The sequence below is a fragment of the Streptomyces sp. NPDC057287 genome (genome assembly GCF_042667905.1).
In the GTDB taxonomy this organism is placed as follows: domain Bacteria; phylum Actinomycetota; class Actinomycetes; order Streptomycetales; family Streptomycetaceae; genus Streptomyces.
The window spans coordinates 261,567-276,725 of record NZ_JBHUYV010000008.1 but is presented as its reverse complement, the minus strand read 5'-3'; the positions used below and the strand labels follow the sequence as shown (position 1 = coordinate 276,725).

Genomic DNA, 15,159 nt, shown 5'->3' with positions numbered 1-15,159 from the left:
GCCGGATGACCGTCTGCCCTCCCGTCGGACCGATTCACCTATGACCAGTGGGAGAGTCACGGTGTACTTCGCCGCACTGCTCGCGCGCACCGAAGACGGGTGGGAAGCGAGCGATACTGAGCTCGACGATGTGGAAACCCTGTCCGACCTGACGGATCTGGCCCGTGAGGCCTCGGTGGACGAGGACACGGTCCTCGTCTACATCGAGCAGGAGGACGCCTGGTTCGGCATCCTCCGGGTGGACGGTGAGGAGGACCCCCGTATCTACATCTCGGACGCGTCCGCCGCCGCCCGCTCCTCGTACGGGGAGATCCTGCTCACCGATGAACTGCTCGGCCGCGAACCGGGGGCCGAGGACGAGATCGCCGCACTCGAGGAGCTAGTCGACCTCGACGGTACGGAGGACGGCGAGCCGGACGAGACCCAGGACAGCGCCGACGGCCGGGCCGGCGCCGCTGTCACCGAACCCGACCTGGATGACGACCCCGACGCCGTACCGGCGGGGCCGCTGGGCGATCTCGGGGTCCTCGCCGACCTCGGACTGTCCGAGAAGGACCTGCTGACCCTGCGCACCGACGCACTGGCCGAGATCGCGGACGCGCTGGGAGCGGCCGAGGTCCTGGAGGCCGTCCGTTAGGGTCCGCGGGTGAACGCCCCACCACCCACACCCTCCTCACCGCCTCCCGCCGATCCCGTACGGGACCCGTGGCAGGCATCCATGCGCCAAGCCCTGGACGAGGCCGCGCAGGCGGCGTCGGCCGGCGATGTGCCGGTCGGCGCCGTCGTCCTGGGCCCGGACGGCGCGCTGCTGTCCACCGGCCACAACGAGCGCGAGGCCACCGGCGACCCCACGGCGCACGCCGAGGTGCTGGCCCTGCGCCGTGCCGCCGCCGTCCTCGGCTCCTGGCGGCTGACCGGCTGCACGCTCGTGGTCACCCTGGAGCCCTGCACGATGTGCGCGGGCGCCCTCGTCCAGTCCCGGATCGGCCGGGTGGTCTACGGGGCACGGGACGAGAAGGCCGGCGCCGCGGGTTCGCTCTGGGACGTCGTACGCGACCGCAGGCTCAACCACCGCCCCGAGGTGATCCACGGTGTCCTGGAGGAGGCCTGCGCGGACCTGCTGACCACGTTCTTCCGGGAGCGCTGAGGCCTGCCGGCGGACACACCGGCCCGGCGCCGGGAATCGGATTTCGAACCAGGCCCGGCATGGTCTAAGCTCTCTCTCGGTAGCGTGTCCGAGCGGCCGAAGGAGCTCGCCTCGAAAGCGAGTGTGGCGTAACCCGTCACCGTGGGTTCAAATCCCACCGCTACCGCTGGTGAACGAAGGGACCGACCCTCTTGGGGGTCGGTCCCTTCACTGCGTTCCGGCCCGGTGCCCGGTGGGCCGCGTCAGCCGGCCCGGAGCGTCCTGACGCCGTGGAGCTCGAAGTCGTAGACGTCCTGATTGATGCGGAGGCCGTCGACGGCGCCGATCCACATGTGGTCGCGGCCCTTGCCCACCGCGGCCGTGAGGACGGTCGCGCGCGGTCCGCCGTCGTCGAGCAGCTCCTGCAGTTGTGCGAGGGAGCACCGGGCGGCCGGGGCGCACGCGGGGACCTCGTTGCCCGTGAGGTACCAGTAGCCGGTCGAGGTGGCGTCGATGTACCCGCTCCAGCCGTTCACCACCGGAGAGGCGTCCGGCACCCACACCAGTGTGGAGTAGTGGTCGTTGGACGCGTTCAGGTTCGGATCGATCTCGAACCTGATGTTCGGCATGTTCTCGTCGCCCCCGTAGGACACGTTCTCCCCGGTCTGGAAGACGTGGAACCCGACCTCCCGCAGGCCCTGGACCGGGTCGCCGAAGAAGTCGACCTCGTTGCCGAAGTCCACCTTCTCGCTGGGAGGGGTCAGCGAGGTGGAGTCGTCCGCCACCGCGATGCCCAGGCTGCCCCGTCCGTAGGGCGGCCGGGCGGCGGGGCCCGTGACGTCGAACGAGCCGAACGGGCCGTTCCGCAGATCGGCCACGGGGGAGCCGATCGTGTTGCGGGCGATCACGCCCCAGTGGTCCGGGCGGCGCGCGGGGTCCCCGTCGTTCCCGTCCGCGACGGCGGACACCGATCCGGAGAACGTCGAGGCGACGACCGCGGCCAGTACCGCGACCGCGAGGGCCTTCCCCCGGGTGACGCGAGAGCGAGTACTCACACTCATTTCCTTCCGAGTAGTCGAGGGGCACCCGGCATGCGACGGGCGCCCGACCGTAGCGACGCACACCACGGCATGACCCTCGGTGACGGCGCAATCACCATATGGGGGCACACGCGGGCATCACGCAACGGATGAACCCGGGGGACCCTCACTCTCCGTACCGAATCCGGGGCGGCGACGTCGGCGCCCCGGATCCGGAAGCCCGACGGGAGGCGGTCGTCCGGCCGGTACCGGCCGGACCCCGTCCGGGGGGCCACGAGGACGCCGGGCGGGTGAGGGCGTCCGCTCCCGCAGCGGGCCCGGCCCGTGAACGCGCTCTCAGGACCACCATGAAATAATTTTGCAGGATGTGCATCTTTGCCTAGCATGCACATTGTGCCGAAGACGAGGACATCCGCACCCGGGCTGCGGGAGCGCAAGAAGCAGGCCACGCGCAGAGCCATCGCGGAGGCGGCCGTACGGCTCGCCGCCGAGCACGGCGTCGAGCACGTCACCGTCGAGGCCATCAGCGAGGCCGCAGGTGTCTCGCCCAGAACGTTCTTCAACTACTTCCCCAGCCACGACGACGCCTTCGTCCTGATCGACGACGAGGTGGGCGAGCGGATCAGGGAGTCCGTGCGCGGAGCTCCCGCCGACCGGGCGCCGCTCGACGTCGTGCGCGACGCCCTCGTCACCGAGCTCGACGGGTTCGAGAGCCGCCAGGAGCTGTGGGCCCTGCAGTCCAAGGTGCTCAAGCGGTCACCGCACCTCATCCACCGCGGCCTCCAGGCACACGTCGCGGACGAGCGGGCGCTCGCCGTCGCCATCACCGACTGGCTCCAGGGCACGCGGCCGGACGGGGAAGGGGCCCCCGACGCCCGCCTCTTCGCGCGGCTCCTCGCCGCCGTCACCCAGACGGCCCTGCGGGTCGCCCTCGAGCACTGGTGCGAGCGCGCCGGCGAGATCGTACTCGCGGACGCGTTCCAGGAGGTCTTCGCCCAGCTGGCCCAGGGCCTCCCGCGGCCCACCGAGTAGCCCCGCCCGCGGCGGGCTCGCCCCGCACACCACCGACCCAGAGTTCTGCTCCGGAGTTCTGCTCCAGTACCGAAGAAGGACACAGTGACCGCTACCGAGGCGCCCGAGCAGGCGCCCACCTCCATGTCCAACCGTCAGATACTCCAGGCGATGTCCGGCCTGATGGCGGGCATGTTCGTCGCCATCCTCGCGGGCACCGTCGTCGCCAACGCCCTGCCGCGGATCATCGCCGACCTCGGCGCGAGCCAGTCCTCGTACACCTGGGTCGTGACCTCGGAGCTGCTCGCCATGACGGCCACCGTGCCGCTCTGGGGCAAGCTCGCCGACCTGTTCAACCAGAAGCTGCTGCTCCAGCTGTCACTCGGCCTGTTCGTGGTCGGTTCCCTGGTGGCCGGCTTCTCCCAGGACGTCGTCACCCTGATCATCAGCCGGGTCATCCAGGGCATCGGCGCCGGTGGCCTCACCGCGCTGGCCCAGATCGTGATGGCCGCGATCATCCCGCCGCGCCGCCTCGGCAAGTACGCCGGAATCTTCGGCGCGGTCTTCGCCGTGGGCACGGTGGCGGGGCCGCTGATCGGCGGTGTCCTCGTGGACACCTCGTGGCTCGGCTGGCGCTGGTGCTTCTTCGTCGGCGTGCCGTTCGCGCTGGCCGGGATCGTGCTGCTCCAGCGCACCCTGAAGCTGCCCACCGTGCGCCGTCAGGTCAGGATCGACTGGCTGGGAGCCTTCCTGATCGTGGCCGGCGTCTGCGCGCTGCTGATCTGGACCTCTCTCGCGGGCAACAGCTTCGACTGGGCCTCCTGGCAGACGGCCGTCCTGGTGACCGCCGGCGTGGTGCTGCTGTCGGCGGCGGTCTACGTCGAGTCCAGGGCCGCGGAGCCGATCATCCCGCTGGACATCTTCCGCAACCGCACGGTCACGCTCACGACCCTGGCGAGCTTCTTCGTCGGGATCGCGATGTTCGCCGGGACCGTGTTCCTGTCCCAGTACTTCCAGATCTCGCTGGGCAAGTCCCCGACCGTCGCCGGGCTCATGAGCCTTCCGCTGATCGGCGGTCTGCTGGTCTCCTCGACCGTCGCCGGACAGATCATCTCCGCGACCGGCAAGTGGAAGATCTACCTCGTCTCGGGTTCCGTCGTCATGACGGCCGGCCTCGGCCTGCTCTCGACCATCGACGCGGACACCCACTTCGGCCTGCTCAGCGTCTACATGGCCTTCATGGGGATCGGCGTCGGCATGCTGATGCAGAACCTCGTGCTCGCCGCGCAGAACGACGTGCCCGCGCACGAGCTGGGCGCCGCGACCTCCGTGCTGTCCTTCTTCCGCAGCCTCGGCGGCACCATCGGCACCAGTGTGCTCGGCGCGATCCTCGCCAACCGGGTGGCCAGTGAGATGGCCAAGGGCCTCGCGGAGAGCGGGATGCCCGTGGCCGGCGGCGGGCACGGCAGCGCCGTGCCCGACATGACCACGCTGCCCGAGCCGATGAGGGACATCGTCGAGCACGCGTACGGCGTGGCGACCGGCGACCTCTTCCTCATCGCCACCCCGTTCGCCTTCCTCGGACTCCTCGTGGTGCTCTTCATCAAGGAGAAGCCCCTCAAGACGACGAGCGGCATGGAACGCCTCGCCGCCGAGGAGGCCGCCGTGGTCACCGCCGTCACCGTGCCGGCTCCCCGTAGCGGTGCGGACGACGGGGTCCGGGACACCGCCCCCGGCACGGGCGGGCCGAACAAGGACTGACCCGCGGACAGCACGACACGAAGGGCCCGGCGCGGTGCGCCGGGCCCTTCGGACGTCAGGTCGGGGGAAGCGGCATCGGGGGGACAAGCCGCTTCCCCCGATGAGAACGGGGACCGTAGGCCCTCGCCGCGGTCGGGGGGAAGTCACGCGGTGGGGACCTCGTGGAGGTCCCGTTCCTCGGCCCGCGCATTCCTGTGGGTGCGACGGGCTCACTTCCCATGCTCCTCCATGCCGTAAGCCGCAGCCGCCGACAAAGGGCCCGAATCGACGGGCCTTTCGGCCCTGAAATCCGCTCGAGTGATCGGAAACGACCAGCGAATACGGCCATGCGTGCGGCTAGAATCACCCGACTGCACAGGTGATCGAAGGGGAGAGGCGGGGCCGACCGTGGCGCAAGCGAGGAAGATCGCGCTCTACATGCTGGTGGTCTTCGTGCTGTACACGATCATCACCTCGCCCAAGCGGGCCGCCGACCTCGTCGAAGTAGGGTTCGAGGGTGTTTCGAGCGCCGCGCAGGGCGTCGGAGACTTCATGTCCGAGCTCGTGAAGTAGGAGAACCCCCATGATCCGCCACCTGGTCCTGTTCAAGCTGAACGACGGCGTCGAGCGGGACGATCCGCGGGTCGTCGCGGGCGCGGAGGCCTTCCGGGAGCTCGGCGGGAAGATCCCCGAGCTGGAGTTCTGGGAGTGCGCCTGGAACATCACCGACCGGCCGATCGCCTACGACTTCGCCATCAACTCGGCGGTCGCCGACGAGGGCGCGCTCAAGCGGTACGTCGAGCACCCGGAGCACCAGGCCGCGGCCGGCCAGTGGCGCGAGTTCGCCACTTGGGTGATCGCCGACTACCCCTTCTGAGCCTTTCGGCCCCCCGGCCCCGCCGGCCCCTCCCCTACAGGAGAGGGGCTTTTCGGCATGTTTAAACCAAAACACCCTCAACACGACTCTATGCGGTGCTTGCACACAGTGGACATGTCTTGTGATGCTATGACCGCTTTTGACGGATGAGTTGACCGTAGTTGACCGCAAAGGGGTGGCGACACCGTGCCGGCCAGTACAGCGCCTCAAGTCCCGCCCCAGAACGTCCAGACGGACGACATCCAGACCGAGACCCCCGATCCGACCACGCCCGCCAGGACCCGGGGCGCGGACACCAGGGCGCTGACCCAGGTGCTGTTCGGCCGGCTCAAGGACCTCGAACCCGGCACCTCCGAGCACCACAGGGTGCGCACCGCCCTGATCGAGGCGAACCTGCCGCTCGTGCGCTACGCGGCGGCACGTTTCCGCAGCCGGAACGAGCCGATGGAGGACGTCGTCCAGGTCGGCACCATCGGCCTGATCAACGCCATCGACCGCTTCGACCCGGAACGCGGCGTCCAGTTCCCCACGTTCGCCATGCCCACCGTGGTCGGTGAGATCAAGCGCTACTTCCGGGACAACGTCCGGACCGTGCACGTGCCGCGGCGGCTGCACGAGCTCTGGGTCCAGGTCACCGGCGCCACGGAGGACCTGACGACCGCTCACGGCCGCTCACCCACCACCGGAGAGATCGCCGAGCACCTGAAGATCTCCGAGGACGAGGTCCTCGCCTGCATCGAGGCGGGCCGCTCGTACCACGCGACCTCACTGGAGGCGGCACAGGAGGGTGACGGGCTGCCCGGGCTCCTGGACCGGCTCGGCTACGAGGACCCGGCACTGGCCGGCGTCGAACACCGGGACCTGGTGCGGCACCTGCTCGTCCAGCTGCCCGAGCGGGAGCAGCGGATCCTGCTGCTGCGCTACTACAACAACCTGACGCAGTCACAGATCAGCGCCGAACTGGGCGTCTCCCAGATGCATGTGTCAAGGCTTCTGGCCAGAAGTTTCGCCCGACTGCGGTCCGCAAACAGGATCGAAGCGTAACCAGAACGGGTAGACCCCGAGAGGACAGGATCCGGGGGCACAAAAGCCTCACACCCCCAGTTTCCTGCGCACTTTCAGCGCTTTCTTGTCGACATGTCACTACAGCGTGTTGCCGACATGTGACATTCTGCTGGAACCGCGTTTGCCGCAGCCCTACCTCCGGTATTCAGGTGGAGGCTGCGTTCCTCCGATGGTCGTGGCCACCGCGACCGTCCGCGACCTCAAGGGGGTGGCATGTCCACAGAACAGGGCAGCTCGAAGGTGCTCACGCTCACGAAGAGCGTGCCGGCACCTGCCGTGCTCACCAGCTCGCCGGAAGCCATCGACACCCGCACCCTGTCCCGCTCCCTGTTCCTGCGGCTCGCCGCGCTGGGCCCCGCACCGGGCCCCGACGGAACGGACAGCCCGGAGCGGGCCTATGTGCGGGACACACTCATCGAGCTCAACCTCCCGCTCGTGCGGTACGCGGCGGCGCGGTTCCGGAGCCGTAACGAACCCATGGAGGACATCGTCCAGGTCGGGACGATCGGCCTGATCAAGGCGATCGACCGCTTCGACTGCGAACGGGGCGTCGAATTCCCCACGTTCGCGATGCCGACCGTCGTCGGGGAGATCAAGCGCTTCTTCCGCGACACCTCGTGGTCGGTGCGGGTGCCGCGCCGGCTCCAGGAGCTGCGGCTCGCCCTCACCAAGACCAGCGACGAGCTCGCCCAGAAGCTCGACCGCTCGCCCACGGTGCCGGAGCTGGCCAAGGCGCTCGGGGTCTCCGAGGAGGACGTGGTCGACGGCCTGGCCGTGGGCAACGCGTACACGGCCTCCTCGCTGGACTCCCCGTCCCCCGAGGACGACGGCGGCGAGGGCTCGCTGGCGGACCGCCTGGGGTACGAGGACACGGCGCTGGAAGGCGTCGAATACCGCGAGTCGCTGAAGCCGCTGCTGGCCAAGCTCGCCCCGCGCGAGCGGCAGATCATCATGCTGCGCTTCTTCGCCAACATGACCCAGTCGCAGATCGGCGAGGAGGTCGGGATCTCGCAGATGCACGTCTCCCGGCTGCTGACCCGGACGCTCACCCAGCTCAGGGAGGGGCTCATCGCCGACTGACCCCCGGCGGGGTCCGTACGGTACGGCTCACGAAGCCGCCGGGGCGTCACGACCGTCGCCCCGGCGGCTTCGCCGCGTCCAGGCCCCCGCGTCGGCCGGGGCACGGGCCCGCCCGCGTGGCCGGACGGCCCCGACCGCGTCGCCGGGGCGCCAGGCGCCCGCCCTCTCGGCACAACGCAGACGCTCCCGCGCCGACGGGCGGAGCGGGAGCGGTACGGAAGGGTGGCGCGCACACGCACGTGGGCGCCGGGCAGGCCCTCAACCCCTGGAGAGGGGCGGCGGGCCGGCCGTGAAGGGGACGGGGGGTCCGGTCAGCCGAGCGCGAGCCAGGCGACCGCGCCGAGGACGACGACGACCGCGACGACGACCGCGATCACCCCGGTCCTCGAGCCGGACGAGGCCGGAGCCGGCTGCTGCCTGCGCTGCGGCTCGCCGTCGTCGACAAACGCGCGGAACATCTGCGTGCTGCCCGCCGGGTCGTGAGAGCCCTCGGGGCCCGGCTGCGGGGCGTGGGGGTTGTGTGCCATGGCCCAGGACCCTAGCGAACGAAGGCCTTCCGCCCAACCCCCGGGTCCACGGGGGCCGATGCCCCTTCCTCGCGGGCACGGCCCCTTCACCCGCCCCCCGGAGCGCTCCGCACCGCCTCCATGGGTTCCCACCAGGGGATCCGCGTGTGGTGAGGAACACATCCGGTCGCACCCCACCCCCTGTGCGCTGCACGCTTGACCCGGCCCCTACACAGGCTTTTGCGTTCCTTTACTTCTGCAAGCCCACTTTCGTTTGCCTGTGGCAACCATCTGCTTCTATCGTTGCCCTAAGCAACAAGATGACCTCATGCGACGTCTGGAGGGCCGGTGGCGGCACGGAGCCAGTACGAAGAACTGGCCCGGCAGCTCAGCGCCGTCGGAGCCGTCAAACGGGGGCTCGTCCGCATCCTGCCCTCCGAGTGCCCCGGTGGCACCGCCGGTGTGCTGACGCTGCTGGCCAAGTACGGAGAGATGCGGATCTCCCGGCTTGCCGAACTCCTGGCCGTGAACATGTCGGTGACCAGCCGACACGTGACCCACGCGGTGGAGAACGGCTGGATCGAGCGGTCCCCGGACCCGGCGGACAAGCGGTCCCGCATCCTGCGGCTGACCCCCGCGGGAGACGAACTGCTCGACGAGCTGACCCGGCGGACCACCGAAATGTTCGCCCACAACCTCATCGACTGGTCCGACGAAGAAGTCGGACAGCTCAACTCGTTGTTGGCCCGGCTGCGCGACAGCTTCTCCTGCCGCGGCTCCGGAGGATGTCCTCCCGGGAAGCACAGCGGCGACTGCCGCGCCGGGCACTCCGACGATTCGCACACCCGTACACCCGTGTAACAGAAGCAAAGACGAGGATTTAAATGGCTACGACCACACCATCAGGTGTGCGGGGCGGCCACGCCAAGCACGGGGCTCCAGAGGCCCCCGCCGGCACGCCGATGACACACCGGCAGATCATGGAAGCGCTGACCGGGCTGCTGCTCGGCATGTTCGTCGCCATTCTGTCTTCCACGGTCGTCTCCAACGCCCTGCCGGAGATCATCTCCGACCTCGGCGGCGGCCAGAGCGCCTACACCTGGGTCGTGACGGCCTCGCTGCTGGCCATGACCGCGACCACCCCGCTGTGGGGCAAGCTCGCGGACCTGTTCAGCAAGAAGCTGCTGGTCCAGATCGCCCTGGTCATCTACGTGGGCGGCTCCATAGTCGCCGGCCTGTCGACCAGCAGCGGCATGCTGATCGCCTGCCGTGTGGTGCAGGGCATCGGCGTCGGCGGTCTCTCGGCCCTCGCCCAGATCGTGATGGCCGCGATGATCTCCCCGCGCGAGCGCGGGCGTTACAGCGGCTACCTCGGCGCGGTCTTCGCCGTCGCCACCGTGGGCGGTCCGCTCCTCGGCGGTGTCATCACCGACACCAGCTGGATGGGCTGGCGCTGGTGCTTCTACGTGGGTGTGCCGTTCGCGATCATCGCTCTGATCGTTCTCCAGAAGACCCTGAAGCTCCCCGTGGTCAAGCGCGAGGGTGTCAAGGTCGACTGGGCGGGCGCGTTCTTCATCAGCTCCGCGGTCTCGCTGCTGCTGCTCTGGGTGACCTTCGCGGGCGACAAGTACGACTGGGTCTCCTGGCAGACCTACACGATGCTCGGCGGCACCGTCGTCCTCGCGGCGCTCTTCCTGCTGATCGAGTCGAAGGCCAGCGAGCCGATCATCCCGCTGCGCCTCTTCCGTAACCGCACCATCACGCTGGCCTCCGCGGCCTCGCTGTTCGTCGGTATCGGAATGTTCGCGGGCACCGTCTTCTTCAGCCAGTACTTCCAGCTGGCGCGGGACAAGTCGCCGACGATGTCCGGCGTCATGACGATCCCGATGATCGCCGGGCTGTTCCTGTCCTCGACCGTGTCGGGCCAGATCATCACCAAGACGGGCCGCTGGAAGGCCTGGCTGGTCTCCGGTGGCTTCCTGCTCACCGCGGGTCTCGGGATGCTGGGCACCATCCGGTACGACACCGAGTACTGGCAGATCGCGATCTTCATGTTCGTCATGGGTCTCGGTATCGGCATGATGATGCAGAACCTGGTGCTCGCCACGCAGAACCAGGTGGCGCCCTCCGACCTCGGCGCAGCCAGCTCCGTCGTCACGTTCTTCCGTTCCCTCGGTGGTGCGATCGGCGTCTCGGCGCTGGGCGCGGTCCTGGGCAACCGCGTCACCCACTACGTCAAGGACGGCCTCGCCGACCTCGGCCCCGAGGGCGCCGCGTTCGGCCACGGCGGTACCGGCGGCGGGGGCATCCCCGACCTGGACGCCCTGCCCGGTCCGCTCCGCACGGTCATGGAGGTCGCCTACGGCCACGGTGTCGCCGACGTCTTCCTGTACGCCGCGCCTGCCGCACTGGTCGCGTTCATCCTGACGATCTTCATCAAGGAGGTCGCTCTGAAGAGCCGGGCGGGCAACGACGACAACGCGTCCGCCGAGGCGTCCGCCGCCACGGAGTCCGTCGAGGCCGTCACCGGCACCGCGCCGGCCGCCGAGGGCACCGCCGGGGTCACCTCGGCCGGCGCCTCGGAGGGCGCCGTGGCCACGAAGGAGCTCACCATTCAGGGCACTCCCGTCCGCGGTGTGGTGCGGGGCGCCGAGGGCGCACCCGTCGCCCGTGCCGCCGTCACCCTGATCTCGCTGGGCGGCCGGCAGCTGGGGCGCTCCGTCGCCCAGGCCGACGGCGGTTACGCACTGGACGCCCCGGGCTCCGGCTCGTACGTCCTGATCGCCTCCGCCGACGGCTTCCAGCCGCAGGCGTCCACCGTGGTCGTCGGCGACGAGTCGCTGGCCTACGACATCCTGCTCGCCGGGACGAGCGGTCTCTCCGGGACCGTGCGGACCTCCGAGGGCGGCACCCCCGTCCAGGGCGCCATGGTCCTCGTGACCGATGTGCGCGGCGACGTGCTGGCCACGGGCGTCTCCGGCGACGCGGGCGAGTTCACCTTCGGTGAGCTGATCCCCGGCTCGGTGACCGTCGCCGTCACGGCCGCGGGCTTCCGCCCGCTGGCCCTGCCGGTGGAGGTCGGCGGCCAGGGTGTCACCCGGGTCGAGGTGGCCCTGAGGTCCGGTGCGCTGGTGCGTGGTGTCGTCAGGGCCGGCTCCGGCCGGGCACCGCTGAACGACGCCCGCGTCACGCTGATCGACGCGGCCGGCAACGTGGTCGCCTCGTCGACGACCGGGGACGACGGCGTGTACGCCTTCACCGACCTGGACGCCGGTGAGTACTCCGTGATCGCGACCGGCTACCCGCCGGTGGCCGGCTCGCTGACCGTGAGCGGCGGCGGAGTCGACGGTCACGACATCGAGCTCGCCCACCCGGGCGAGTAGGCACACGGAAGATCCACAAAGACCCCTGGCGGAACAGCGCTTCGAGCGGAGAGGCTGTGGCGCCGGCGGAAATGGGCCCCGGGCGGGAACGGCAGGCAGGGGACGGCCTGCCGATCCCGCCCGGGGCCCGACTCATTGAGTCGCTGCTTCACGAGTGATTTGAGCAAGGAGAGAACACGGGATGGGACTTCGCGCACAGGTACGGACGCGGGACGGCTGGGCGGTACAGCACGCGGTCGTCACGGTGACCGACATGACGGGCACCCAGGTGCTCCGGGCCGCCGCCGACGAGAACGGGGCCGTCCGCACCGACGACCACCTGCAGGCCGGCGCGTACACGGTGATCGTCACCGCGGTGGGTTACGCCCCCGCAGCCTCCACCGCGCTCGTCACGGCCAGCGGCCGGGTCGAGGCCGGGACCGTGGTGCTGGCCCGGCAGGGCGGCGTGGAACTGCCGCCTCCGGGCGCCTGGTCGCTGGACCCGGTGCACTCCTCGGTGGCCGCGGTCGCGCAGCACCTGGGGATCTCCAGCGTGCACGGCCGGTTCACCGAGTTCGGCGGCCGGATCGAGATCGCCGAGGACGTCCAGCACTCCCGGGTGGAGGCCTTCATCGCCTCCGGCAGCATCGACACGGGCAACGCCATGCGGGACAAGCACCTGCGCTCGGCGGACTTCCTGGACGTGGAGACGTTCCCCGAGCTCACCTACCGCTCCCGGGCGCTCACCCCGGCCGGACCCGACCGCTGGACGGTGCACGGCGTGCTCACGATGCACGGCATCGCGCGCGACGTCGACCTCGACCTCAGCTACCTGGGCACCGGGCCCGACCCGTGGGGCGGGGTGCGGGCGGCCTTCAACGCCACCGCCGAGCTGCGCCGCGACGACTTCGCCATGAACTACAACCAGGTGCTGCAGGCGGGCATCTCCGCGATCGGCACGACCCTGCGCGTGGAGCTCGACATCCAGGCGGTCCAGGGCGACTCCGTCCCGGGATAGGACCCGGCGGAGGCCCTAGGGTTGGCCGTATGGCACCCAACATCGCGACCAACACCGCCGTGGAGCTCGGGGAACTGCTGGACTTCGTGCGGCCGAGGCACCGGGCGATCCTGCTGACCACCCGGTCCGACGGCCGCCCCCAGGGCTCCCCGCTCACCTGCGGCGTCGACGACGCGGGGCGGATCGTCGTCTCGACCTACCCCGAACGGGCCAAGACCCGTAACGCGAAGCGTGACGAGCGGGTGAGCGTGATCGTCCTGTCGGACGACTGGAACGGCCCGTGGGTCCAGATCGACGGGTCGGCCGAGGTGATCGACTCACCGGATTCGGTCGAGCCCCTCGTCGAGTACTTCCGCAACATCTCCGGGGAGCACCCGGACTGGGACGAGTACAGGGCAGCGATGACCAGGCAGGGGAAGTCCATCATCCGGATCACCCCGGAGCGCTGGAGCCCGGTCGCCACCGGAGGCTTCCCCGCCCACCTGGCCGGCGGCAGCTGACCGTACCGATGACGCCGCCCCACCGGGACCCGCTCGCGCGGGCCCGACTGCTGACCTCCCCCTCCGTCGACCCGGCCGTGGTGCGTGAGCTGGAACGGATCACCGGGCGACCGGCCGAACCCGCGTACGCCACCGCGCCCGACGGGCCGTTCGTGTACGTGGGGGACACGCTGCCCGCAGAGCTGCGGAGTCCGCTGCTCCTGTGGTTCCACAGCGTCAACGCGGGCACGGACGCGCTGCTCGCCGCGGGTCCCTGGCCCGCAGGGGCCCTGCTGACGCGGACCGTGGGGCGGATGGGCGAGCGCATCGCCCAGTACACGCTGGCCTGGGTGCTCGCCGAGTGCCAGTCCGTCCCGGAGCACACCGCCCAGCACGCCCGGGCGGAATGGCGCCGGCTCCCGTCCGAACTCGTCGCCGGGCGGACCGCCGTCGTCCACGGCACCGGGCGCATCGGCTCCGCCGTCGCCGGTCTGCTGCGAGCCTGTTCCGTGCGCACCGTGGGCGTGGGCCGGACCGCCCGCGCGGTCCCCGAGGGCTTCGACCGGGTGGTCCCCGCCGGCTCCGAGGAGGAGGCCGCGGCACTGGCGGACGCCCGGTGGGTCGTGTCCGCGCTGCCGCTCACCGGCGCCACGGAGCGCTTCTTCGACGAGTCCCGGTTCAGCGCGATGCGGGGCGCCGCCTTCATCAACGTGGGCCGTGGCGCCACGGTGGACATGGCGGCCCTGGAGGCGGCGCTGCGCAGCGGGACCGTGCGCCGGGCCGTCCTCGACGTGCTTCCCGACGAGCCCGCGGGGCCCGAAGCCCCCGCCTGGCGGCTGCCGCGCACGGTGATCACGTCGCACTCGGCCGGCATCACGGCGCACGAGGACGTCGTCGCCGACTTCGAGGCGTGCTGGGAGGCGGTCGCCGAGGGGCGCACGCCCCCGCTGGCCGTGGACACCCGGCGCGGCTACTGACGTCCGGAGGCCCGTGTCGCGCGGGGCGCCCGGGCTACGACGGGTGCGCCTCCCGGCCACCCGTCGTGCGACCGGACTACGACGGGTGCGCCGTCCGGGCGCACGTCGCCTCGATGCCCGCGATCAGCAGGTCGAGCGCGAACGTGAAGTCCCGCTCACGCATCTCCTCCACCGTGCCCCCGCCGCGCGCCTCCATCAGCTCCTCCGAGGGCCGCATGACCTGCCGGAGCCGCGGGTCCGCGCGGATCGTGCCCATCGCGCGCTCGACGTACTCGTCCTGGGTGAGGCCCGCTTCCCTCGTGCGCTGCACGAAATGGCCCTCGGTGGTGCCGAATCCGTAGACGAACTGGAAGACGGCCGCCGTCGCGCCCGTCTGCCGCTCCAGGGGCAGGCCGGTGGCCCGGACGACGTCCTGGACGGCGTACGAGAACAGCATCGAGTGCGGGCCGATGTTGAGGAAGCTGCCGATCAGGGCCGACACCCAGGGGTGGCGCACCAGCATCGTGCGGTAGAGGGTGGCCAGTTCGCGCAGCCGGTCGTGCCAGTCGGCGTCCTCGGGCGTCGCCGGGATCTCGCCGAAGACGGTGTCCAGGGCGAGCTCCAGCAGATCGTCCTTGGTGTCGACGTACCAGTAGAGGGACATCGCAGTGACGTCGAGCTCGGCGGCGAGGCGCCGCATGGAGAACTTCGCGAGGCCGTCGGCGTCGAGCAGCCGCACGCTCGCCGCCGTGATCCTGTCCCGGTCGAGGCCGGTCGGCTGATCAGCCTTCCGGGTGCGTGAGGGTGTCCGCCGGTCCAGCCACACGCTGACCCGCGAAGGGCTGTTCCCACGGTCTGCCGCGGACCCCATGGCACACGCTCCTTGTCTCGCGGTGGCA

General features: G+C 70.5%; 16 protein-coding genes and 1 tRNA gene. 14 read left to right on the top strand and 3 right to left on the bottom strand.

All coding sequences use genetic code 11. The features are described 5' to 3' along the window. Positions 1-61: 61 nt before the first annotated feature. From ACFUNE_RS18225 to ACFUNE_RS18215, 3 genes are all read left to right on the top strand, one after another. Positions 62-637: a hypothetical protein gene (locus tag ACFUNE_RS18225; protein ID WP_383568680.1), complete on the top strand. Its 576-nt coding sequence runs from the start codon at positions 62-64 to the stop codon at positions 635-637. A gap of 81 nt (positions 638-718) precedes the next feature. Then, a complete protein-coding gene (gene tadA / locus ACFUNE_RS18220; RefSeq protein ID WP_383568677.1) occupies positions 719-1,147 on the top strand; it encodes a tRNA adenosine(34) deaminase TadA in 429 nt (142 codons plus the stop codon). Between the two features lie 78 nt (positions 1,148-1,225). After that, a tRNA-Ser gene (locus ACFUNE_RS18215) sits at positions 1,226-1,313 on the top strand. A gap of 76 nt (positions 1,314-1,389) precedes the next feature. Here ACFUNE_RS18215 and ACFUNE_RS18210 read toward each other — a convergent pair. Continuing rightward, complete coding sequence (locus ACFUNE_RS18210) at positions 1,390-2,181, bottom strand: hypothetical protein (RefSeq protein ID WP_383568432.1); 792 nt, start codon at positions 2,179-2,181, stop codon at positions 1,390-1,392. A 369-nt stretch (positions 2,182-2,550) separates the two neighbouring features. Between ACFUNE_RS18210 and ACFUNE_RS18205 the strand changes: the two genes are divergently transcribed. From ACFUNE_RS18205 to ACFUNE_RS18180, 6 genes are all read left to right on the top strand, one after another. Then, on the top strand, positions 2,551-3,198 hold the full coding sequence (locus tag ACFUNE_RS18205) for a TetR/AcrR family transcriptional regulator (protein WP_383568429.1): 648 nt from the start codon (positions 2,551-2,553) through the stop codon (positions 3,196-3,198). A 123-nt stretch (positions 3,199-3,321) separates the two neighbouring features. Beyond that, the gene (locus ACFUNE_RS18200) at positions 3,322-4,938 is read left to right on the top strand and encodes an MDR family MFS transporter (protein ID WP_383568673.1); all 1,617 of its coding nucleotides are present in this window, start codon (positions 3,322-3,324) and stop codon (positions 4,936-4,938) included. A gap of 387 nt (positions 4,939-5,325) precedes the next feature. Beyond that, a complete protein-coding gene (locus ACFUNE_RS18195; RefSeq protein ID WP_383568426.1) occupies positions 5,326-5,490 on the top strand; it encodes a hypothetical protein in 165 nt (54 codons plus the stop codon). A 10-nt stretch (positions 5,491-5,500) separates the two neighbouring features. Next, complete coding sequence (locus tag ACFUNE_RS18190) at positions 5,501-5,794, top strand: Dabb family protein (RefSeq protein WP_376530807.1); 294 nt, start codon at positions 5,501-5,503, stop codon at positions 5,792-5,794. Between the two features lie 186 nt (positions 5,795-5,980). Continuing rightward, entirely contained in the window at positions 5,981-6,838 is an 858-nt protein-coding gene (locus ACFUNE_RS18185; protein WP_383568423.1) for an RNA polymerase sigma factor SigF, read from the top strand. A 234-nt stretch (positions 6,839-7,072) separates the two neighbouring features. Next, positions 7,073-7,939, top strand: a complete 867-nt coding sequence (locus ACFUNE_RS18180; protein WP_383568420.1) for an RNA polymerase sigma factor SigF — start codon at positions 7,073-7,075, stop codon at positions 7,937-7,939. 311 nt (positions 7,940-8,250) lie between these two features. Here ACFUNE_RS18180 and ACFUNE_RS18175 read toward each other — a convergent pair whose 3' ends face one another. Further along, on the bottom strand, positions 8,251-8,466 hold the full coding sequence (locus ACFUNE_RS18175) for a hypothetical protein (RefSeq protein WP_383568417.1): 216 nt from the start codon (positions 8,464-8,466) through the stop codon (positions 8,251-8,253). A gap of 327 nt (positions 8,467-8,793) precedes the next feature. On the opposite strand from ACFUNE_RS18175, the gene ACFUNE_RS18170 reads away from it, so the two are divergent. The 5 genes from ACFUNE_RS18170 (at position 8,794) to ACFUNE_RS18150 (ending at position 14,281) form a co-directional block, all read left to right on the top strand. Further along, positions 8,794-9,306 (top strand): MarR family winged helix-turn-helix transcriptional regulator, encoded by a 513-nt coding sequence (locus ACFUNE_RS18170; protein WP_383568414.1) that lies wholly within the window; start codon positions 8,794-8,796, stop codon positions 9,304-9,306. 23 nt (positions 9,307-9,329) lie between these two features. Further along, on the top strand, positions 9,330-11,828 hold the full coding sequence (locus ACFUNE_RS18165; RefSeq protein ID WP_383568411.1) for an MFS transporter: 2,499 nt from the start codon (positions 9,330-9,332) through the stop codon (positions 11,826-11,828). Positions 11,829-12,009: 181 nt separating this feature from the next. Next, entirely contained in the window at positions 12,010-12,825 is an 816-nt protein-coding gene (locus ACFUNE_RS18160) for a YceI family protein (RefSeq protein WP_383568409.1), read from the top strand. 29 nt (positions 12,826-12,854) lie between these two features. Beyond that, positions 12,855-13,325 carry a PPOX class F420-dependent oxidoreductase gene (locus ACFUNE_RS18155; RefSeq protein WP_383568406.1) on the top strand — a complete coding sequence of 157 codons (471 nt, stop codon included), beginning with the start codon at positions 12,855-12,857 and terminating at the stop codon, positions 13,323-13,325. 8 nt (positions 13,326-13,333) lie between these two features. Continuing rightward, positions 13,334-14,281, top strand: a complete 948-nt coding sequence (locus ACFUNE_RS18150; RefSeq protein ID WP_383568403.1) for an NAD(P)-dependent oxidoreductase — start codon at positions 13,334-13,336, stop codon at positions 14,279-14,281. A gap of 76 nt (positions 14,282-14,357) precedes the next feature. Here ACFUNE_RS18150 and ACFUNE_RS18145 read toward each other — a convergent pair whose 3' ends face one another. Further along, positions 14,358-15,131 carry a TetR/AcrR family transcriptional regulator gene (locus ACFUNE_RS18145; protein ID WP_383568400.1) on the bottom strand — a complete coding sequence of 258 codons (774 nt, stop codon included), beginning with the start codon at positions 15,129-15,131 and terminating at the stop codon, positions 14,358-14,360. Positions 15,132-15,159 lie beyond the last annotated feature (28 nt).

Coding starts and splice junctions, on each gene's coding strand:
- tadA (WP_383568677.1), top strand. CDS start 719: ATGCGCCAAGCCCTGGACGAGGCCGCGCAGGCGGCGTCGGCCGGCGAT.
- ACFUNE_RS18205 (WP_383568429.1), top strand. CDS start 2,551: ATGCACATTGTGCCGAAGACGAGGACATCCGCACCCGGGCTGCGGGAG.
- ACFUNE_RS18200 (WP_383568673.1), top strand. CDS start 3,322: ATGTCCAACCGTCAGATACTCCAGGCGATGTCCGGCCTGATGGCGGGC.
- ACFUNE_RS18190 (WP_376530807.1), top strand. CDS start 5,501: ATGATCCGCCACCTGGTCCTGTTCAAGCTGAACGACGGCGTCGAGCGG.
- ACFUNE_RS18180 (WP_383568420.1), top strand. CDS start 7,073: ATGTCCACAGAACAGGGCAGCTCGAAGGTGCTCACGCTCACGAAGAGC.
- ACFUNE_RS18175 (WP_383568417.1), bottom strand. CDS start 8,466: ATGGCACACAACCCCCACGCCCCGCAGCCGGGCCCCGAGGGCTCTCAC.
- ACFUNE_RS18165 (WP_383568411.1), top strand. CDS start 9,330: ATGGCTACGACCACACCATCAGGTGTGCGGGGCGGCCACGCCAAGCAC.
- ACFUNE_RS18160 (WP_383568409.1), top strand. CDS start 12,010: ATGGGACTTCGCGCACAGGTACGGACGCGGGACGGCTGGGCGGTACAG.
- ACFUNE_RS18155 (WP_383568406.1), top strand. CDS start 12,855: ATGGCACCCAACATCGCGACCAACACCGCCGTGGAGCTCGGGGAACTG.
- ACFUNE_RS18150 (WP_383568403.1), top strand. CDS start 13,334: ATGACGCCGCCCCACCGGGACCCGCTCGCGCGGGCCCGACTGCTGACC.
- ACFUNE_RS18145 (WP_383568400.1), bottom strand. CDS start 15,131: ATGGGGTCCGCGGCAGACCGTGGGAACAGCCCTTCGCGGGTCAGCGTG.